Origin of the sequence: Marinobacter iranensis (genome assembly GCF_029207565.1) — a bacterium.
Lineage (GTDB): Bacteria > Pseudomonadota > Gammaproteobacteria > Pseudomonadales > Oleiphilaceae > Marinobacter > Marinobacter iranensis.
In genome coordinates, this window is sequence record NZ_JANCMW010000007.1 from 199508 (window position 1) to 219016 (window position 19509).

Here is a 19509-nt window from a genome sequence, read left to right on the forward strand (position 1 = left end):
TTAACTATGCCTGTTGTTACCCTGCCAGACGGCAGCCACCGCAGTTTTGCCGAATCCGTTACCGTTCACGATGTTGCTGCAGACATCGGGGCGGGCCTTGCCAAGGCCGCTATTGCCGGCCGTGTGAATGGCAAACTGGTTGATACCAGTTACCCCATTGATGAAGATGTCGATCTCGCCATTGTTACCGAGCGGGACGAAGACGGCGTGGATATTATCCGCCACTCCACCGCCCACCTTTTGGCGATGGCCGTGAAGGAATTGTTTCCTTCTGCACAGGTCACCATCGGCCCGGTTGTGGACAACGGGTTTTACTACGATTTCAAGTTCGACCGGCCGTTTACCAATGAAGATCTGAGCCGGATCGAAAAGCGCATGGAAGAGCTGGCGAAGCAGGACATTCCGGTTTCACGCTCGGTGATGTCCCGCGACGAAGCCGTCCGCCTGTTTGATGAAATGGGCGAGGAATACAAAGTCCGCATTATTGAGGATATTCCCGGTGACGAAGACCTGTCGTTTTACCGCCAGGGTGACTTTATTGACCTGTGCCGTGGCCCACACGTGCCCAGCACCGGCAAACTCAAGGCGTTCAAGCTGACCAAGGTGGCCGGCGCCTACTGGCGCGGTGATACCGGCAATGAGCAATTGCAACGGGTATACGGTACTGCCTGGGGCAACAAGAAAGACCTGAAGGCCTATCTGCATCGCCTGGAAGAGGCCGAGAAACGCGACCACCGCAAGATCGGCAAGAAGCTGAGTCTGTTCCACATGCAGGAAGAGGCGCCAGGCATGGTGTTCTGGCACCCGGATGGCTGGTCCCTGTACCAGGAAATCGAGCGGTACATGCGCCGCAAGCAGCATGAACACGGTTACCGGGAAATCAAGACTCCACAGGTGGTTTCCAGAGCGCTGTGGGAAAAGTCGGGGCACTGGGACAAGTTCAAGGACGACATGTTTACCACGGAGTCCGAAAAACACGACTACGCCATCAAGCCGATGAACTGCCCGTGCCATGTGCAGGTATTCAATCAGGGCCTGAAGAGCTACAAGGATCTGCCCCTGCGCCTGGCGGAATTTGGTTCCTGCCACCGCAATGAAGCCTCGGGCGCCCTGCATGGCCTGATGCGGGTTCGCGGGTTTACCCAGGACGACGCGCATATCTTCTGCGAAGAAGACGCCATTCAGCAGGAAGTCTCTGACTTCATTGGTATGCTCCACGAGATTTATGTGGATTTCGGGTTTACGGAGATTCTCTACAAGCTCTCCACCCGCCCGGAAAAGCGAGTGGGCTCGGACGAAGTCTGGGACAAGGCGGAAGCAGCCCTGGAAGAGGCTCTGAATCGCGAAGGCGTGGATTGGGAGCTTTTGCCGGGTGAGGGAGCGTTTTACGGCCCGAAAATCGAATTTTCCCTGAAAGACTGCATCGGCCGGGTGTGGCAGTGTGGTACCATTCAGGTCGATTTTTCCATGCCTGGGCGCCTGGGTGCCCAGTACGTAGCGGATAATTCCGAGCGTAAGACACCGGTTATGCTGCACCGGGCAGTATTGGGGTCGTTTGAGCGATTCATTGGCATCCTGATTGAAGAATATGAAGGTGCCTTCCCGACGTGGCTCGCGCCAACACAGATTGCGGTGCTGAATATTACCGATAATCAGCGTAATTTTTGCCAGAATCTTGCGAAAAAGTGGGATTCCCTTGGCTATAGGGTTAATGCTGACTTGAGAAACGAGAAGATCGGCTTTAAAATCCGCGAGCATACTATCAACAAAGTCCCCTTCCTTGTTGTTGTCGGCGACAAAGAAGTCGAAAACAACGCCGTTGCGGTGAGAACCCGCAAAGGTGAAGATCTGGGGACTTTATCGCTGGAAGCGTTTGAGCAGCTGATGGCTGACGAAATCAACCGCAAAGGCAGAACCAAAACGGAGATCTAATTATTAAACAGCGAGCGAATCGGGGTGGGCGCACACCAAAGGCGCCGATCAATGAGAATATTGACGCAACTGAAGTCCGTCTGATCGATGCCGAAGGCAATCAGGTCGGTGTCGTACCGATTGAAGATGCACTCAAGCAGGCTGAAGAAGCGTCTCTTGACCTGGTTCAGGTTACGGATTCCGATCCGATCGTCTGTAAGATAATGGACTACGGCAAGAAAATCTTCGACGAGAAGAAGGCCAAGGCGGCTGCCAAGAAAAAGCAGAAGCAGACGCAGGTCAAAGAGCTTAAGTTCCGTCCAGGAACTGAAGAAGGGGATTATCAGGTCAAACTACGCAACCTGGTACGTTTCCTTGAAAACGGGGACCGCGGCAAAATCACTATTCGCTTCCGTGGGCGTGAGATGGCACACCAGGAAATCGGTATGAAGCTCATGAACAGGATCGAAGTGGATATTGAAGAGCTTGCCCAGGTAGAACAGCGGCCGAAAATGGAAGGCCGCCAGATGACCATGGTTGTGGCTCCCCGCAAAAAGAAGTGAACCTGATCCGGTGATGGTCCCCCGCGGTCGCGGGGGATTTGTCGTTCAGGGGCACATTGATATCACGTAAAAACAGAATGCGGAGTTTTAAAAATGCCCAAGATGAAAACCAAAAGCGGGGCCACCAAGCGGTTCAAGAAAACCGCCACTGGCTTCAAGCACAAGCAGTCCTTCACCAGTCATATCCTGACCAAGAAGAGCCCCAAGCGTAAGCGTCAGCTCCGCGGTACCAAGCTGATTGCCAAGTCTGATGTGGCTTCCATCAAGCGTATGACGGCGTGCTGATTCAGCCGCTCATCATTCCTGAACAGGTTTAAAGGTAGAAGGATTAAAGTATGGCTCGTGTAAAGCGTGGCGTGGTAGCACGTCGTCGTCACAAGAAAATCATGAATCAGGCCAAGGGTTACTACGGAGCGCGCAGCCGCGTCTACCGCGTAGCCAAACAGGCGGTTATCAAGGCCGGTCAGTACGCATACCGTGACCGTCGTAACCGTAAGCGCTCGTTTCGCGCACTGTGGATTGCCCGTATCAATGCTGGCGCCCGTGCCAACGGCCTGTCTTACAGCCGTCTGATTGCTGGCCTGAAAAAGGCCAATGTTGAGATCGACCGCAAGGTTCTGGCCGACCTGGCCATGAACGAACAGCAGACGTTTACTGCTGTTGTTGAGAAGGCAAAAGCGTCTCTGTGATCGCTTAGCTCTTTCATCGGTTAACCGATCGATTCAGGCGTCTCCATGGATTCATGAAGGCGCCTTCTGATAGGGGAAGGGCGCGCTCTTCCCCTATTTTTGTTTAGAGTGATTCCATTTCTGGATTGGAGCAGGGTCAATGGAAAACCTGGATCAACTCGTTCAGGACGGCCTGGCGGCGGTTGAAAGTGCCGACAGCTTGCAGGCACTGGATCAGATTCGTGTTGAATACCTTGGCAAGAAGGGTGTGATCACCCAGCAGGCGAAAACACTGGGCAAGCTGTCTGCGGACGAGCGCCCGGCCGCGGGCCAGAAGATCAACGACGCCAAGGGGCAGGTGGAGCAGGCAATCAACACCCGCCGAACAGACCTTGAGCGCACCGCTATCGAGCAGAAACTGGCCGGTGAATCCATTGACGTGACGCTTCCGGGGCGTGGCCAGGACCTGGGCGGCCTGCATCCGGTTACCCGAACCCTGCAGCGTATTGAGCAGTTCTTCTCCCGCGCGGGTTATACCGTGGAGCAGGGGCCGGAAATCGAAGACGACTACCACAACTTCGAAGCCCTGAATATTCCCGGGCACCATCCCGCCCGCGCAATGCACGACACTTTCTATTTTAATCCCGGCACTCTGTTGCGTACCCATACTTCACCGGTACAGATTCGCACCATGGAAGATGGCAAACCGCCGTTTCGCATGATTTGCCCGGGGCGTGTCTATCGCTGTGACTCCGACATGACTCACACGCCCATGTTCCACCAGGTGGAAGGGCTGCTGGTTGAGAAAGACGTCAGCTTCGCCGATCTCAAGAGCACCGTTGAGGAGTTCCTGCGGGTGTTCTTCGAGCGCGACCTGGAGGTACGTTTCCGTCCCTCTTATTTCCCTTTCACGGAACCGTCCGCGGAAGTGGATATCGAGTGGGGGCGTGAAGAGGATGGCAGCATCAAATGGCTGGAAGTGATGGGCTGCGGCATGGTCCATCCCAAAGTATTCGAACATTGCGGTATCGACGCCGAGGAATACCGTGGTTTTGCGTTTGGTCTCGGCGTTGAGCGTCTTGCCATGCTTCGCTATGGCGTGAACGACCTGCGTATGTTCTTCGAGAACGACCTCCGCTTTCTGCGGCAGTTTCGTTGAACACGGCATTACGATAAACGAACTAACAGGCAAAACCGCACCAGGACAAGGCAGAAACCATGAAATTCAGTGAGCAGTGGCTACGGGAATGGGTCAATCCGGCAAACGATACCCAGGCATTGATGGACCAGATCACCATGGCGGGTCTGGAAGTTGACGGATTCGAGCCGGTAGCCGGCAAGTTCAGTGGCATTGTCGTGGGTGAAGTTGTGTCGGTATCACCCCATCCCGACGCCGACAAGCTGAGGGTGTGCCAGGTCAGTGATGGCGACCAGACCGTACAGGTGGTTTGTGGTGCGCCCAATGTCCGGGATGGCCTGAAAGTACCCTTCGCTGTTGTGGGTGCAACGTTGCCAGGTGACTTCAAAATCAAGAAGGCAAAACTCCGTGGCCAGCCCTCAGAGGGGATGTTGTGCTCGGAAGCTGAACTGGGCCTGTCTGACAGTCACGATGGCCTGATGGAATTGCCGGACGACGCGCCGGTGGGGCAGGAACTGAGTGAGTTTCTCAATCTGAACGATGTCACCATTGATGTCGACCTGACACCAAATCGCAGTGACTGTCTGTCTATCAAGGGCATTGCCCGGGAAGTCGGGGTACTGAACAGCCTTGTGGTTGAGGGCCCGGAGATCCTCCCTGTGGAAGCGGTGCACTCAGAGGTGCCCGACATCGCTGTAAAGGCTCCCGAAGGATGCCCACGATACCTGGGGCGGATTCTGCGCAACGTGGATTTGAGCGTTGAGTCCCCGCTGTGGATGCAGGAAAAGCTGCGTCGTTCCGGTATCCGCTCTATCGATGCTGCCGTGGACGTTACCAACTACGTCATGCTTGAACTGGGCCAGCCGCTGCATGCTTTTGACCGCGAGGAACTTGAGGGTGGCATTGTGGTGCGTATGGCGAAGCCGGGTGAAAAGCTGGTGCTGCTGGACGGCCAGGAAGTGGAGCTGACGGGCGATACCCTGGTGATTGCGGATCATGCCAAGCCAATTGCCATTGCCGGTGTGATGGGGGGCGAGCATTCCGGTGTCAGTGAAAGAACCCGGGATCTGATCCTCGAAGCTGCCTATTTCGATCCGATTACTCTGGCAGGAAAAGCGCGCCACTATGGCCTTCATACCGATGCCTCTCATCGCTTTGAGCGGGGCGTGGATTACGAGCTTGCCCGTGACGCCATGGAGCGTGCAACCGCGTTGCTGATGTCCATCGTTGGCGGTGAGCCGGGGAGCATTGTTGAGGTGGTCAGCAAGCAGGACCTGCCGGAAGACCGCACCGTTGACCTGCGTGAGCAACGTGTTGCAGACGTACTGGGCCTTGAAATCGACCGGACCACAGTGGAAGAAATTCTGACGCGGCTGGGACTGCACATCGACAAGTTGCTGAAGGATGGCTGGCGCGTGCACGTACCAAGTTTCCGCCCGGATATCAGTATTGAAGAAGACCTGATTGAAGAAATCGGCCGGATATACGGCTACAACAACCTGCCAGTGACCGAACCAATCGGATCCCTTGGACTCCGCCCGCAGGAGGAGGCTGTCCGACCGGTATCGGCCATCCAGAACTATTTCGTGGCCAGTGGTTACCAGGAAGCGATCACCTACAGCTTTGTCGACCCGAAAGTCCAGGGTCTGATTGATCCGGAGCGGGAGGGGATTGCACTGGCCAACCCCATTTCCTCTGATCTGTCGGTGATGCGCACAAGCCTCTGGAGTGGGTTGCTGAAAACCGTGGCCCACAACCAGAATCGGCAGCAGCCCCGTATTCGCCTGTTCGAGACCGGCCTCCGCTTTGTGAAGGAAGACGACCGAATTGATCAGCAACCGATGCTTGCCGGCGTGGTCGCAGGTAATCAATTGCCGGAAAATTGGGTAAATGGTCGCAGAAATGCCGATTTCTTTGACGTAAAAGGAGAGTTGGAAGGTCTGTTCCAGCTTCTTGGCATTGAAGTGCAGTTTCTCCCGAGTCAGCATCCAGCGTTGCATCCGGGCCAGACGGCTGAATTGCTTCGCGACGGCGAACATGTAGGCTGGCTGGGCACATTGCATCCACAAGTTCAGAAAAAACTGGAACTTAATGGCACGATCCTGATGTTTGAGCTATTCTTGAATTCGGTCGTTTCTGGATATGTGCCTAATTTCAAAGATATTTCAAAATTTCCTGAAGTTCGGCGGGATTTGGCTATCATTATCGGAAGCGACGTGGGGTTTGCAGACGTCGAGCGTGTGGCGAAAAAGCACGCCGGGGAGCACCTCACAGCTTTGCGTGCGTTTGATGTCTATGAGGGTGAAAGCCTGGGCGAAGGTAATCGCAGCCTGGCCCTCAGCCTGTTCTGGCAGCACCCCGAGCGCACACTAAATGAAGAAGAGGTGCATTCGCTCTTCAACGGTGTTATCGAGGCACTGCGGGAAGAGTTGGGGGCAACACTGAGGAGTTAACAGATGGCGGCTTTGACGAAAGCGGAAATGGCGGAGCGCTTGTACGAGGAATTGGGTCTCAACAAACGTGAAGCCAAGGAGATGGTGGAAGCTTTTTTCGATGAGATCAGAGGCGCTCTCAGCCATAACGAACAGGTGAAGTTATCCGGATTCGGCAACTTCGACCTGCGCGACAAGAAGCAGCGGCCGGGACGGAACCCGAAAACTGGTGAGGAAATTCCAATCAGTGCACGGCGTGTTGTTACGTTTCGCCCGGGACAAAAACTAAAACAGAAAGTAGAAGCGTATGCTGGAACCCAGTCATAACAACGAACTACCCACGATACCGGGTAAACGTTATTTCACCATCGGTGAGGTCGCTGAACTCTGCGCGGTGAAAGCGCACGTGCTCAGATATTGGGAGCAGGAGTTTCCCCAATTGTCCCCGGTCAAGCGTCGTGGTAACCGCCGCTATTACCAGCGTGCCGACGTTATCACCATTCGCCAGATCCGAAGCCTGCTTTATGATCAGGGGTATACCATTGGCGGAGCGAAACAGAAGCTCAGTAGCCACGAGGTAAAAGACGATACCTCCCAGTACAAGCAACTGATACGGCAGATGATCACCGAGCTTGAGGACGTTCTGGACGTGCTCAATACTCCGGTAAAGTAAACGCATCGGATACAGACACTAAAAGCCGAGGGTTCGCCTTCGGTTTTTTTGTGGTCAGTGGCTATTTTCATGCAATGGCTCTGACCTGCCCCCCAACTTTCTAGTCCAGCCTGATATGAAATGAATATTCCGTAAGCGTTTGGTTCTTGAAATCGGTGTCCTGCAGGTTAGTATTTTTGTTAAGCGATTTGGAAGGCTACTTGTTGTCAGCACAAAGTAGCCGCCCCGACTCAATGGATAATCTAACCGAGGGGTTGAGGTTCATGCGAAGTTGATTGATTGAAACTTTGCGAGAATCAACAGCACAAGAACTCGTGAAATATCTAGACACGGAACGTGCAGGTTTTGTCTTGTTTTTTCTGGCTACCGCCTTTCTTGCCTTTGTGGGCGGGGCGGTTGTTGTTCTGTCCGAGGTATTTCCCTACAAATACTTTGATGACGCCTACAAGGCGGCCCTGGCATTGAAGGAGCAGAAGTCGGTTGACGACCCCTACACCCAGACCGACCTCTGGCGTGACGCCCGCACCGATGAGCGTGGCGTCACCATCAACAAGCCTGACGCCGTCTACGAAGGGCTGACCCTCTACACCTCCGGCGATGGCGCCTACGCCAACCTGATCGACATGGACGGTAACATCGTTCACCGTTGGTCACTGCCGTACAGCAAGGTCTGGGACAAATCACCCCGTGATGCCGAGCCCCGGTCGGACGACCTGATGTTCTGGGACAAGGTCCGTATGCTGCCCAATGGAGACCTGTTTGCCATTTACAATGCCGCCAATGACTCGCCATGGGGTTACGGCATGGTCAGAATAGATCGAAACTCGCAATTGCTGTGGGGCTACCATGCCCATACCCACCATGATCTGGATATCACCCCGGATGGGCGCGTCATCACCTTGACCAATGCGTACATCGACGAACCCATTGAGACCTTTTCCACACTGGAGATCCCCTGGCTGGATGATTTTGTGGTGGAACTCGACGGCGAGACCGGTGAGGAACTGAGCAAAATCTCTCTGTTGCATTCCTTTTTGAATTCACCATATCGCGAGCTGGCTTATGCGATACCCCGCTTTGCGCTCGCCGACCCTTTGCACGCAAACAGTGTGCAGTTTATCGATGGGCCGACTGCCCGTGCGTTTGCGCCTGCTCGTGGTAATTCCGAACAGGTGATGGTGTCGTTTCGCCACCCCGGTGCGATTGGCCTGATTGATCTCAAGAGTGGTGAGATGACCTGGGCACAGCATGGTCCCTGGCTGGGCCAGCACTATGGCCGCGCCCTACAGAATGGCAACTTTATGCTCTTCGACAACTATGGTAATTTCAAAAAAAAGAACGATAGCCGTGTGCTGGAGGTCAACCCTCAGAGTAATGCTATTGTCTGGCGTTATACAGGGGACAGCGATCATCCGTTCAAGAGTGGTTTGCGCAGTTCAGCGGAAGCGCTACCCAATGGCAACCGCCTGATTACCGAATCAGACGGCGGGCGGTTGTTCGAGGTCAACCGGGCGGGTGACATCGTTTGGGAGTTCATCAATCCGGTACGCGGAGGGGAAGGGGACCAGTTCATTCCCGTCGTCTCGGCAGGACAACGCATCGCTCTGGGAGATATCGACGCAGACTTTCTCGAAAGTCTCGATATAACCAGGAGGTAATTGCCATGAGGCGCCAATTCAGCCGTTACGGTCTTCCTTTCTCCGCGGTGACATTCACCGCTCTTACTTTTCCCGTTGTTGCGCAGGCCTATGTCGGGCCAGGGGCGGGCCTGAGCCTGTTGGCGGCCCTCTGGGGGCTCGTCGTGGCCATCGGAGTTGCGATCTTCTTCTTCATAATGTGGCCCATAAGGCGAATGCGGCGTCGAAAAGCTGCCAATCAGGCAGTTGCTTCCCAGGCCTCTTCCGAGTCGGTCCAGGATGTTGCCCCCTTGCCAGCTCAGGAGACTACCGAGGCCAGGATGGCGCCGGTCGATGAAAACAGATCCTTACCTCCCAGGACCTGATTGTACAGCGTGCCTGCCCCCAGAGGGTGGTGGGCAATCTGATCTCCGCCATGCCGTACCGGTGGTGCGTGTTTAAAGGGAATATCAGGAGGCTACATGGGAATCCTTGAATTGCCTGCTCCTTTGTTCGCCTCGCTGGACCAGTTCATGGCGGTCGGAATACTCGCTACCGTTCGCCTGATCATCTGGGGCTCTATTGGTGCGGTGGTGACGATGGGACTGTACAAACTATTCTCGCCGCAAGCTAAGATCGGCCACGCCAAACGGGCGGCGCAGGCTGCAAGGCGCCGGTTGTATGAGTTTGATGGGGAATTAGCCGACGCTGGTCCCCTGATTCGCGGCCAGTTTATTGCTGCGTTCAAGCACATCGGCCTGGTGGTGCCTGCTTCGCTGCTGGCCATGTTTCCGCTGCTCTGTCTGTTGGTGTGGCTCGACACCACCTACGGCCAGAGCAATGTCGCCTACCTGCCGGTGGGTCCAGAGTGGGGCCGCTCCTGGATGGCGGTGTTCTTCCCTGTAATGGTGATGGTTTCCTTACTCATCTATCGATGGGCGCGCATAGAATGACGAGTTCTTCGGCACAGGATTCCAGTACTAACACAACGGTTGACCCCGGCTTCACCGTGCCTACGTGGATGCATATTCTTGGGGGCTGGATTCACTGCCACCCGCGCACCTGGATCAGGCTCGGTAATCTCGAAACCCGTGCCATTCAGGATGTCATTGCCAACATCAAGGTCGAGCAGCCGGTATATGTCGCCGGGCTGGCACGCTCGGGCACAACGGTTCTGCTCGAGCGGCTGGCCGGGCATCCGCAGGTGGCAACGCACCGCTACGTTGATTTTCCGCCACTGCTGACGCCTTACTGGTGGAATCGCTGGCTATCACTGGTGCCGCGTTCCCCGGAAGTGGCACAGGAACGCGCCCATAAGGACGGTATCGCCGTTACCTCTCAAAGCCCCGAAGCCTTTGAAGAGGTGCTGTGGATGGCATTTTTTTCTGACATTCACGACCCGTCCCGTTGTGGGGCTTTTGACCACCAGGCATCGCACCCGGCATTCGAACGCTTCTATGATGAGCACATACGTAAGCTACTGGCCATACGGCGGCGTCAGCGTTACGTTGCCAAGGGCAACTACAACCTCGTGCGCATGGGCTATCTGCACAAACTTTACCCCGACGCCCGTTTCGTGGTGGCGATACGCGATCCGGTGTGGCACATTGCATCGCTGATGAAACAGCAAAGACTGTTCGCCACCGGTGAAGCCAGCCAGCCGCGTGCGCTGGAGCATATGCGTAGGGTGGGCCACTTTGAATTTGGTCTGGACCGCCGGGCTATTAATGTTGGTGACGACGCCATGACAGCCAGGATCACCGAGTTATGGGAAGCCGGGCGTGAGGTTGAGGGTTGGGCTTTGTACTGGGCCGACATCTATCGCCATGTGGCGGATGTGCTTGACACCGACCCGGCACTACGTGATGCCTGTCTGGTGGTGCACTATGAGGATTTGTGTAACCAGCCCGAGGAGACGCTGATACGTTTCCACGAGCACTGCCAACTGCCCGTCAGGTCGCAGGTTATCAGGGATGCAGCAGCAGGGCTCCGGTTCCCCACTTATTACCGCCCCCAGTTCAATGAGCAGGAACTTTCGCTTATCAGGGAGATCACTCAGCCCGTTGTTGCGCGCTTTGGTCAGCCGCACGTGTCATGATGGCAAGGTTGGTCATCCTCCGGCTACATGGCCGTTTTCCAGAAACAACAAAGCCCGGACCTTCCGGCCCGGGCTTTGTGTAGGGAATTCTGGTCGGGACGGCAGGATTTGAACCTGCGACCCTCTGCACCCCATGCAGATGCGCTACCAAGCTGCGCTACGCCCCGAATTGCCAGCGGCCAGAGAGAAACTTGAGAGAGATCTCAGTGGCTTAGCGGGAGCGAAGTCTACACCAGCCTCGGGCAAAAATAAACAGCCTTCGGCAATTCGCCGGGAAGGATGCCACCGTGGCCAGGTTTTGCACCCTGGGATAGTTTGACCTCAATCATTTTCACCTGGTCCAGGGTGGCGTTGCGGACAAACATCTCCTCGTTAAAGCTGCCGTCCTCGTTACGGCATCCAAAGTATCCGGAGCCGATCTCCCACACCAGGTCACCACCGGGTTCCCGGTGATATCGGGAGATAGAGCCCTCGCCAGTGTCATGGTAGAAGTTGCCCATTTTGGCGCCGGTGTTCAGGCTTGATATGGCGTTTGTCCAGCACGTTCTTGGCCCGCTGATAGACGATGGTACGCTGCTCCCTGGAGAAGGGGCGCTCATAAGTATCAGACTGGATGAAATACTGTCGTATTTCGGGGCCAATAGACTCAAGAAAGTACCGGAAGTGGGCAAGGATGGGGTAGTTGCGGCTGACGGTGCGCTTGCGTTGAAGAAGGTCCCAGGTGCCCGTGGCAGCTAAAACCCCGAGTATCAGTGGCAAGATATAGAGCCAGCCTCCCAACGCGATGCTGACCAGCAGTGAGCAAAAAAAGCCAGCCAGGCTCAGCGCGTAAAGCATGTAGCGAAAGGGGAAGGTCCTGGTTTTATCCATAAGCTCCTCTGAACGGGGTTGCGAATTGCTTCCGAATACTAACAGCATTCAAGCCGGCAATACGCTCCTGTATGGCCAGGCGGATCACGGGTATTTTGCACGAATATCTGAATATTGGTCTAAGCTTGGTTTCAGGGCGTAAGCAATCGCTCTTTGATGTTTTGAATTCAAAGCAATAAGATGACGAGCTTGTAACGTTTGCATCCGAAGATTAAAAAGATTTACCCAAACAGGAGGCTCAAAACGTGGGCGACGTTGTAAAAGACGAATATCAGACGGATTACGTCACAGGTCAGGACAATATCAGTCCTTTTGGCCTGGACCTGCACGCGCCAGTATTCCCGATTACCGCAATCATCGTGGTTGCGTTCGTCATCGGGACGCTGATTTTCCCGGGAGAGGCGAAGGAGCTTCTTGACGGCGCGAAATGGTGGACAATTGCACAATTTGACTGGTTCTTTCTACTCAGTGCCAACATCTTTGTTGTCGTGTCTCTCGCCCTGATTTTTCTACCTGTCGGCAAGATCCGTATCGGCGGCATGGATGCCAAACCTGAGTTTTCGACGATGTCCTGGTTTGCCATGCTCTTCGCAGCCGGTATGGGCATCGGCCTTATGTTTTGGGCCGTAGCCGAGCCAGTGGCCTACTACACGGGTTGGTACGAAACGCCGCTTGGCGTCGAAGCCAATACCGCCGAAGGCGCAAGGCTGGCCATGGGCGCCACCATGTACCACTGGGGCCTGCACCCCTGGGCGATCTATGCGATCGTGGCTCTGTCACTGGCATTTTTCGCCTACAACAAGAACATGCCACTGACCATTCGTTCCGCATTCTTTCCGCTGCTCCGCGACAGGGTGTGGGGCTGGCCCGGCCATATCATTGATATCCTGGCAGTGGTCGCAACGATATTTGGCCTCGCGACCTCGCTCGGTTTTGGCGCCCAGCAGGCAGCCTCCGGCCTGGATTACCTGTTCGGAATTTCGTCCGGTATCAATGTGCAGATGGCGATTATTACCGGTGTGACGGCTGTTGCCCTGATTTCGGTTCTGCGTGGCCTGGATGGTGGCGTGAAAATCCTGAGTAACTTCAATATGGCACTGGCCGGAATCTTGTTGTTTTTCATCATCTTTGCCGGCCCGACAATGACCATTCTTGAGACGATCTGGGTGACATCTTCCAGCTACGTTGGTAATTCCTTGTCACTGAGCAACCCGTTCGGACGTGAAGACGAGGCCTGGTTCCACGGCTGGACTGTCTTCTACTGGGCATGGTGGATTTCCTGGTCGCCGTTCGTTGGTATGTTCATTGCCCGTGTATCCAAGGGTCGTACGGTTCGTGAGTTCGTAACTGCGGTATTGATTGTTCCGACCGTGATTACCGTGGTCTGGATGAGTGCATTTGGCGGTTCTGCGCTGGAGCAAATCCAGGAAGGCGTCGGTGCGCTTGCCGAGGACGGCCTGACAGATGTTTCCCTGGCCATGTTCCAGATGTTCGCCAATCTGCCGCTCGTTGCCATTAGTTCCTTTGTCGGCATCGTGCTGGTTCTGGTGTTCTTCGTAACGTCCTCGGATTCTGGCTCGCTGGTTGTCGACAGTATTACCGCTGGTGGCAAGACCGATGCTCCTACTGCTCAGCGTGTGTTCTGGGTGGTTATGGAAGGCGCTATCGCTGCGGCACTGATTTTTGGTGGCGGTGAAGACGCGCTGGGCGCGATCCAGGCGGCTGCGATAACGGCAGGGCTTCCGTTCACTGCGGTGTTGCTGGTGATGACTTGGGGGCTGCTGAAAGGCCTTACCCATGAGCGCAAACTGCTGATTGCGGAAGGCAAGCTCTGAAAAGAGTGAGAAAGAAAAACCGGGGTTCGCCCCGGTTTTTTTGTGTCTGGAATTTGCGGCTCAGGTTTGTGAAGTGAAGGTTGCCATGGCAAAGGCAGCCCTCTCTTCTGGAGTGAAGTGCGGCCTGCGGAGAGCCTCAATCTGCCTCAGGCGTGGTAGCAGGCCCCGACCATTGGCCATCTGGATAGCGAGGCCCGGCCGTGCGTTCAGTTCAAGCAACAAAGGTCCTTCCCTGGCATCCACCACCAGATCGACTCCCATGTAACCCAAGCCGGTTGCCTCGTAGCATCGCGATGCCATTACCAGCATTTCCTGCCAGTTATCAATAACGAGGTTCTCAAGGGCAAGGCCGGTATCGGGGTGCAGGGTAATGGGGCGGTTGAACTGTACCGAGTTCAGGCTTTGGCCATTGGCTATGTTGAGTCCGACACCAACGGCGCCCTGATGCAGGTTGGCCTTGCCATCCGAGGCAGTAGTGGCCAGCCGGAGCATGGCCATCACGGGGTAGCCCTGAAAAACGACAATGCGGATATCGGGTACACCCTGGAACGAGTATTTTGCGAGTGCCGGAATGGATTCCACCAGGTTCTCGACAATAGCCACGTCCGGTGTGCCGGCCAGTGAATAGAGGCCGGCCAGGATATTGGAAAGGTGCCGTTCAAGGAAAGACGCAGACACCCGGGAGCCGGAAGCTTTGACGTATTCGTCACCATCCCGGCCGGTAATCACGGTAATACCCTTGCCGCCAGACCCTTTTGCCGGCTTTATGGCGAAGCCGTCCAGATCTTCGGCCATTTCCCTGAAGTGGGATATTTCGTGTTGCTGGCGCACCACTTGTAGCAGTCTGGGAGTGCGGACATTGTACTCGGCGACCACCAGCTTGGTTTTCAGCTTGTTGTCGACCAGGGGGTAGGATGAACGGCTATTGTACCGGGCAATGTAATCCACATTGCGTCGGTTCATGTTCAGCATTCCCAGCTGATTCAGTTTGAAGGGCGAAATCCAGCCCATCAGTTGTACACCTTCATCGGGTAAAAACGGCGGAGCTCAGAGAGCTTGTAGCCGGTGTACTGTCCCATCAGAAAGATCAGCCCGAGTACTACGAAATGGAGTTCAGGGAAGTTGAAGGTCAGGTGGCTTGCCAGCGGTGTGCTCATGATCAGGAACGCGCAGACGGCGACAAACAGGCTCCCGGCACCCTGAATAAAGACCTCACGGGCACCTTCCTCTTCCCAGAGGATGGACATGCGTTCTATCGTCCAGGCAATGATGACCATGGGGAAGAAGGTTACCGTCATCCCGGTGTTGAAGCCCATTTGGTAGCCCGCAATGCTTAGGCCGGCAGTTATGAATATTACAAGGATGATGAGCGCTGATATTCGTGAGACCAGCAACAGGTTCAGGCTGGACAGATAACCACGCATGAGCAGGCCTATGGCCACCACGGAAATGAAGGCAATCAGCCCGGGTATAAGGGTGGTCTGCACAAATGCCACGGCGATCAGTATGGGCATGAACGTGCCGGAGGTCCGTATACCCACCACGATGCGCATAAACGCAACCACGAGAGCGCCAAGGGGCAGCAACAGGAGCATCCTGAACATGCTCTGTTCCTCGATGGGAAGTTGGTACAGGCTCAGGAAACCGAGGCCGTTCTCATTGGATTGGGCCTGGGCCAGTTGCAGCGCAGGCACGGTCTGCCTGAGCATGGAGAAACTGACGTCCGAATTGTCACCGCCGACGAGGTCCAGTAAAGAGACGGCAGCCTGCCGCCACAACAATACGTGTTCCGGAAGACCCTGTTCAGCAGTGCGGGGGTTGAACGTCAGCCATCTTGAGCCGTCGTAGATCTGCAGGAACGGACGAAGTTGTTGCCGGCGTCTCGCGTCTTCCAGGCTTAGCCCGTCTGCCGTGCGTGCAGGTATGCCGGCATGGTTGAGCATCCTGGTAAGCAGGTCGATATAGTTTGCTTCAGACACAAGCAGAGTTGTGTTCTGGGCGCCTCCGTCCGGCTGGAGCAACTTGATCAGTTCCCGGGTCATACTTTCGGGAGTGCTGGAACGCTCAGCGGCCTGCTGTAACAATTCTTCCACCGCTGTCGCCTGGGGCTCCTCCCAGAATACCGGCTCTGGCTTCGGGCGTCGTTTGGGTATGCTGCCCAGGGCGGTGTCGTCAGGTACGAGTTGCACCTTGAAATAAAGTGTCTGGGGGCCGTTGACATCGCGTTTGGACCATTCGGCCCGACGGTCGCCGGATTCTTCCACGATGGAGAAGCCATAACCGGGGGAGGCGGCCTGTTCAGAAATGATGCGGAATCCGGGTGGTTGATCGGGAATGTTCAGGCTGGCCAGAACAGGCCGGCCGGTACCGTCAAAGTCGACCCGGGCTTCCACCATCCAGACCGGTTTCTGTTCTCCGGTAAACCAGGGGATACCTAGTTCAACGTGCCGCCATATGGCTATAGAAATCCCGGCTGCAATGAGCAGGAGAATGGCGAAAAAGAACGGAATGCGGGATCGGTTGGTCAAGAGTCGTCCCCATTTTCTTTAGCCGAAAGTGAATCGGGTAATTCAGTGGCAAACTCTTTGCCGACATCAATCAGCATGACATCCCTCAAAATGTTGCGACCAACCAGCACCGTATGGGACAGGTGCTCCCTGTTTGTCAGCGTAAACTCTGCCTGTTGTCGGTGATCGCCAATCATGAATTGTAGCTCTACCACGACTCGGCGCTCTGACTCTTCCGTGCTGGACTGGATAATCCTGACCCGGCGGGAGACCTCCCGTTCCAGAGTCACCATGTTGTCAGACCCGGGTTGCGGGACATCAAATCGTACCCAGTTATTGCCGTCGCGCTCAAACCTGGTGATGTTCCTGGCGTCGAGGGAAGACGTTTCTGCTCCGCTGTCGATCCGGGCGTCGTAAATCAATCCGGGACCGGCCAGATAAAATTTTTCCAGTTCGCCGACGATAACCTTACCCTTGAGTCTATCGGCTCTGCCGCCCCCGTCAGGCTGGCCTGCCGCACAGGCTGGCTGTTTTGGGACAGGAGGACAGGAGGGTTTCTCAACCTGTTCCGTAATCGCGTTCAGAATATTTTTAGTGGACTCTTCATTGAGCCGGGTCAGCGCCTGGAAGCTCTCATCGGTCCGGTTCTCCAGACGAATGACGTGTTCTCCCTGATTGATAACCGAGGTGTTCAGAGCATCAAGGTCCTGTTTTGGCACCATAAAGTAGTGATCCGAGGCACAGCCGGAGAGAATGGAGATCAATAGGCCGGCCGCCGCTAACTTTCCAAAATCTGAACGTATAAACAAGACCCGAAACCCCTGAACCTGCGGCTTGAATTCTTTCATCGCGGAGTGTCGCAACGAAAATATGGGGCAGTTAAAACAGCCCCTTGTAATCACGAGCCGGCAGTATACAACAACATAACTGTTGAGTTGGTTTACAGATCATTAACGGCGGGGATTATTCTTTCCCGGAATTCCGGGAAAGAAAATGGTTTTCAGCAAGCACTTCGTCAGAGCGAAGGTATTCCTGTACGACAGGGGAGCAATTCAGGTAGAACAGTAATAACTCCCTTTGCACATCCTGGTCCTGAATGCGGGAAGCGAAGTGAATCAGGTCGCGGATAGATTCATCTCCGTTGTTCTGAAAGGTTTTTCCATATCGCCCCTTCAGAATGCCTGTCAGTCGTTCCAGGTGAAACTCCCCGGTGTGCGTCATATGAGGCAGAATGCGGAATTCGCCGTGATTGGCTTTTGCGCCGGCATTGCCGTATTGGCCGTCTGCCACATTCGAACAGCCGGAATGGGAAAGTTCCGATCCCAGTTTTCTCCAGAGCTCTTTGAGCATGTTGAATTCCTGTCCTTTATACTGCTCAGGGACCTTGGCACCCGGCTGTAAAACCAGCCATTCTTTCGGTATAAGGGCCATGTTTACCCTTTTAGATGATATTACGTTCCGAGTCCAGAGCCGGATGCTTCGGACCGGAAGATTTGCCAATCAGTCCACTTGCACAAGGCATTGACTGGCCTTTGACGGAAGTCTGGCCAAAAAGGTTCCGTTAATACGGTAAACTGTTGTTCTGTCGTAACGTTCGAGTCAATTATTCAAGGAGATCGGGGTGTCCGAGGCAATCATCGATGTATTGGGGAATAAGCCGGAAGCCATCACACTGTTCATTTTACTGGCTTTGACCCTGTGTCTTCTCGCATTTGTAGGGGAGAAGGCGAATCGTGTCAGGACCCAACTCCGGGAACTTGAACATGCCCGGGCAATGGACCAGCAACGCTCAGCGCAGCTTGAAGCGGCACTTGAAGACGAGAGAACAAAGCTTGACCAGGCCGGCCTCGACACCGAGCAATGGCGACAACGGGCGGCAACCCTGGAAAACCAGGTGGCCGGGCTGGAGTCGGAAAGCAAGTCCCGGTTGGCGCGGATTGAGCAACTGGAAACAGAAAGAAAATCCCAGCAGCAACGAGCCGATGAATTGTCCCGTGAGCTTGGTGACGCCAGGGTTGCCCTGCGTGAGCAGGAAGTCACACTGGACAAGGAGCGCCGCTCAACAACGGAAAAACTGGAACTGCTCGAGCGTAACCGGGATGCACTGAAGCAGGAGTTCGAGAACCTCGCCAACCGCATCTTCGAGCAGAAAAGCGAACGCTTCAGCCAGCAGACCCGCACAAGCATTGACACCCTGCTGAACCCGTTCCGGGATCAACTGCAGGATTTCCGCAAGCGGGTGGAAGATGTTTACACCAGTGAAACCCGGGATCGCCAGGCACTGAGAAGTGAGATCAAGTCCCTGCAGGAACTGAATCGCCAGATCACCGAAGAAGCCTCCAACCTGACCAAGGCTCTTAAGGGCGATAAAAAAATCCAGGGCAACTGGGGTGAATTGATTCTTGAGCGCGTGCTCGAACGCTCCGGTTTGCGTAAGGGAATCGAGTACGAGACTCAGGGCAGCTACCGCGACGATGACAACCAGTTGTTGCGCCCGGACGTCATCGTTCACCTGCCGGACAAGCGCAATCTTGTGGTGGATTCCAAGGTTTCCCTGCTGGCTTATCAGCAATGGGCCACGGAAGAAGACGAATCGGCCAAGGAGGAAGCGCTTCGACAGCATGTCGAAGCGGTGCGCAACCACATACGCACACTCAGCGAAAAGGACTACAGCCAGCTGCACGGCCTGCATTCACCGGATTTCGTGTTTCTGTTCATGCCGATCGAACCTGCCTTTGTGGCCGCTTTTCAGCAGGACGAGAACCTATTCGCAGAAGCATTTGAGCGGAAGATTATCGTGGTTACACCAACCACCTTGCTGGCCACCTTGCGTACCATCGAGAATATCTGGCGGTACGAGCGCCAAAGCCAGAATGCGCGCCGGATCGCCGACAGGGCCAGTGCCGTGTATGACAAATTGCGGGTCTTTGTAGAGGCGATGGAAAAACTGGGAAGCCAGTTGCACACCGCCCAGGGCACGTACGATTCAGCGATGAACACGCTCACCCGTGGTCGGGGGAACCTGATATCGCAAGCCAACCGCTTTGTGGAGCTGGGCGTTCGTGTTAAAAAAGAACTCCCGAAAGCGATTATGGATCAGGCGGAAGTGGATGCCGATGGTGGCGACGACACCAGTGATCCGGTACAGCCCCCGGTGGACGAAGACACCGAGCGGGAAAACCAGCAGGAGTAAGAGAA

At 55.1% G+C, this 19509-nt stretch carries 17 protein-coding genes, 1 tRNA gene and 1 pseudogene; 13 read left to right on the forward strand and 6 right to left on the reverse strand.

Going from position 1 to position 19509, the window contains the following annotated elements; all coding sequences use genetic code 11:
* The first annotated feature begins 6 nt into the window (after nucleotides 1-6).
* From thrS to NLU14_RS12950, 11 genes are all read left to right on the forward strand, one after another.
* Complete coding sequence (gene thrS / locus NLU14_RS12900) at nucleotides 7-1932, forward strand: threonine--tRNA ligase (RefSeq protein ID WP_275707158.1); 1926 nt, start codon at nucleotides 7-9, stop codon at nucleotides 1930-1932.
* Nucleotides 1933-1934: 2 nt separating this feature from the next.
* Nucleotides 1935-2474 carry a translation initiation factor IF-3 gene (infC, locus tag NLU14_RS12905; RefSeq protein ID WP_275707226.1) on the forward strand — a complete coding sequence of 180 codons (540 nt, stop codon included), beginning with the start codon at nucleotides 1935-1937 and terminating at the stop codon, nucleotides 2472-2474.
* Nucleotides 2475-2567: 93 nt separating this feature from the next.
* Nucleotides 2568-2759, forward strand: coding sequence for a 50S ribosomal protein L35 (rpmI, locus tag NLU14_RS12910; protein ID WP_007151842.1), 192 nt, complete (start codon nucleotides 2568-2570; stop codon nucleotides 2757-2759).
* Between the two features lie 50 nt (nucleotides 2760-2809).
* Nucleotides 2810-3163, forward strand: a complete 354-nt coding sequence (rplT, locus tag NLU14_RS12915) for a 50S ribosomal protein L20 (protein ID WP_275707160.1) — start codon at nucleotides 2810-2812, stop codon at nucleotides 3161-3163.
* A gap of 139 nt (nucleotides 3164-3302) precedes the next feature.
* Nucleotides 3303-4301 carry a phenylalanine--tRNA ligase subunit alpha gene (gene pheS / locus NLU14_RS12920; protein WP_275707162.1) on the forward strand — a complete coding sequence of 333 codons (999 nt, stop codon included), beginning with the start codon at nucleotides 3303-3305 and terminating at the stop codon, nucleotides 4299-4301.
* A gap of 59 nt (nucleotides 4302-4360) precedes the next feature.
* Nucleotides 4361-6733, forward strand: a complete 2373-nt coding sequence (pheT, locus tag NLU14_RS12925; protein WP_275707164.1) for a phenylalanine--tRNA ligase subunit beta — start codon at nucleotides 4361-4363, stop codon at nucleotides 6731-6733.
* Nucleotides 6734-6736: 3 nt separating this feature from the next.
* Nucleotides 6737-7039 carry an integration host factor subunit alpha gene (gene ihfA, locus NLU14_RS12930; RefSeq protein WP_007151838.1) on the forward strand — a complete coding sequence of 101 codons (303 nt, stop codon included), beginning with the start codon at nucleotides 6737-6739 and terminating at the stop codon, nucleotides 7037-7039.
* On the forward strand, nucleotides 7020-7385 hold the full coding sequence (locus NLU14_RS12935; protein ID WP_036204624.1) for a MerR family transcriptional regulator: 366 nt from the start codon (nucleotides 7020-7022) through the stop codon (nucleotides 7383-7385). Before ihfA ends, NLU14_RS12935 begins: the two co-directional genes overlap by 20 nt.
* Before the next feature lie 314 nt (nucleotides 7386-7699).
* Nucleotides 7700-9043: an arylsulfotransferase family protein gene (locus tag NLU14_RS12940; RefSeq protein WP_275707166.1), complete on the forward strand. Its 1344-nt coding sequence runs from the start codon at nucleotides 7700-7702 to the stop codon at nucleotides 9041-9043.
* Between the two features lie 440 nt (nucleotides 9044-9483).
* Nucleotides 9484-9954: a hypothetical protein gene (locus NLU14_RS12945; protein WP_275707168.1), complete on the forward strand. Its 471-nt coding sequence runs from the start codon at nucleotides 9484-9486 to the stop codon at nucleotides 9952-9954.
* Nucleotides 9951-11099: a sulfotransferase family protein gene (locus NLU14_RS12950; RefSeq protein WP_275707170.1), complete on the forward strand. Its 1149-nt coding sequence runs from the start codon at nucleotides 9951-9953 to the stop codon at nucleotides 11097-11099. Before NLU14_RS12945 ends, NLU14_RS12950 begins: the two co-directional genes overlap by 4 nt.
* Before the next feature lie 90 nt (nucleotides 11100-11189).
* Here NLU14_RS12950 and NLU14_RS12955 read toward each other — a convergent pair.
* Both NLU14_RS12955 and NLU14_RS12960 read right to left on the reverse strand, forming a co-directional pair.
* Nucleotides 11190-11266: transfer RNA gene (locus NLU14_RS12955), tRNA-Pro, on the reverse strand.
* A gap of 102 nt (nucleotides 11267-11368) precedes the next feature.
* Nucleotides 11369-11969 (reverse strand): annotated as a pseudogene (locus tag NLU14_RS12960) (glutamate synthase-related protein); the annotation flags it as partial.
* A gap of 245 nt (nucleotides 11970-12214) precedes the next feature.
* Between NLU14_RS12960 and NLU14_RS12965 the strand changes: the two are divergent.
* On the forward strand, nucleotides 12215-13804 hold the full coding sequence (locus NLU14_RS12965; protein ID WP_275707172.1) for a BCCT family transporter: 1590 nt from the start codon (nucleotides 12215-12217) through the stop codon (nucleotides 13802-13804).
* 60 nt (nucleotides 13805-13864) lie between these two features.
* Here the strand turns inward: NLU14_RS12965 and NLU14_RS12970 are convergent, their stop codons facing one another.
* The 4 genes from NLU14_RS12970 to NLU14_RS12985 form a co-directional block, all read right to left on the reverse strand.
* Nucleotides 13865-14815 (reverse strand): alpha-L-glutamate ligase-like protein, encoded by a 951-nt coding sequence (locus NLU14_RS12970; RefSeq protein ID WP_275707174.1) that lies wholly within the window; start codon nucleotides 14813-14815, stop codon nucleotides 13865-13867.
* A complete protein-coding gene (locus NLU14_RS12975) occupies nucleotides 14815-16332 on the reverse strand; it encodes an inactive transglutaminase family protein (protein ID WP_275707176.1) in 1518 nt (505 codons plus the stop codon). The genes NLU14_RS12970 and NLU14_RS12975 overlap by 1 nt, the downstream gene beginning before the upstream one ends.
* Nucleotides 16329-17033, reverse strand: a complete 705-nt coding sequence (locus NLU14_RS12980) for an ATP-dependent zinc protease family protein (protein ID WP_275707178.1) — start codon at nucleotides 17031-17033, stop codon at nucleotides 16329-16331. Before NLU14_RS12980 ends, NLU14_RS12975 begins: the two co-directional genes overlap by 4 nt.
* A gap of 241 nt (nucleotides 17034-17274) precedes the next feature.
* Entirely contained in the window at nucleotides 17275-17661 is a 387-nt protein-coding gene (locus NLU14_RS12985; RefSeq protein ID WP_275707180.1) for a hypothetical protein, read from the reverse strand.
* A 424-nt stretch (nucleotides 17662-18085) separates the two neighbouring features.
* Between NLU14_RS12985 and NLU14_RS12990 the strand changes: the two genes are divergently transcribed.
* Entirely contained in the window at nucleotides 18086-19504 is a 1419-nt protein-coding gene (locus tag NLU14_RS12990; protein ID WP_275707228.1) for a DNA recombination protein RmuC, read from the forward strand.
* The last annotated feature ends 5 nt before the right edge of the window (nucleotides 19505-19509 follow it).

What these genes read in the sequence shown, in the direction of transcription:
- NLU14_RS12980 (WP_275707178.1), bottom strand. Translation starts at nt 17,033, where the DNA reads ATGGTGCCAAAACAGGACCTTGATGCTCTGAACACCTCGGTTATCAAT.
- NLU14_RS12970 (WP_275707174.1), bottom strand. Translation starts at nt 14,815, where the DNA reads ATGGGCTGGATTTCGCCCTTCAAACTGAATCAGCTGGGAATGCTGAAC.
- thrS (WP_275707158.1), top strand. Translation starts at nt 7, where the DNA reads ATGCCTGTTGTTACCCTGCCAGACGGCAGCCACCGCAGTTTTGCCGAA.
- rpmI (WP_007151842.1), top strand. Translation starts at nt 2,568, where the DNA reads ATGCCCAAGATGAAAACCAAAAGCGGGGCCACCAAGCGGTTCAAGAAA.
- pheS (WP_275707162.1), top strand. Translation starts at nt 3,303, where the DNA reads ATGGAAAACCTGGATCAACTCGTTCAGGACGGCCTGGCGGCGGTTGAA.
- ihfA (WP_007151838.1), top strand. Translation starts at nt 6,737, where the DNA reads ATGGCGGCTTTGACGAAAGCGGAAATGGCGGAGCGCTTGTACGAGGAA.
- NLU14_RS12985 (WP_275707180.1), bottom strand. Translation starts at nt 17,661, where the DNA reads ATGCTCAAAGAGCTCTGGAGAAAACTGGGATCGGAACTTTCCCATTCC.
- NLU14_RS12935 (WP_036204624.1), top strand. Translation starts at nt 7,020, where the DNA reads ATGCTGGAACCCAGTCATAACAACGAACTACCCACGATACCGGGTAAA.
- rplT (WP_275707160.1), top strand. Translation starts at nt 2,810, where the DNA reads ATGGCTCGTGTAAAGCGTGGCGTGGTAGCACGTCGTCGTCACAAGAAA.
- NLU14_RS12990 (WP_275707228.1), top strand. Translation starts at nt 18,086, where the DNA reads ATGGACCAGCAACGCTCAGCGCAGCTTGAAGCGGCACTTGAAGACGAG.
- NLU14_RS12950 (WP_275707170.1), top strand. Translation starts at nt 9,951, where the DNA reads ATGACGAGTTCTTCGGCACAGGATTCCAGTACTAACACAACGGTTGAC.
- pheT (WP_275707164.1), top strand. Translation starts at nt 4,361, where the DNA reads ATGAAATTCAGTGAGCAGTGGCTACGGGAATGGGTCAATCCGGCAAAC.
- NLU14_RS12945 (WP_275707168.1), top strand. Translation starts at nt 9,484, where the DNA reads ATGGGAATCCTTGAATTGCCTGCTCCTTTGTTCGCCTCGCTGGACCAG.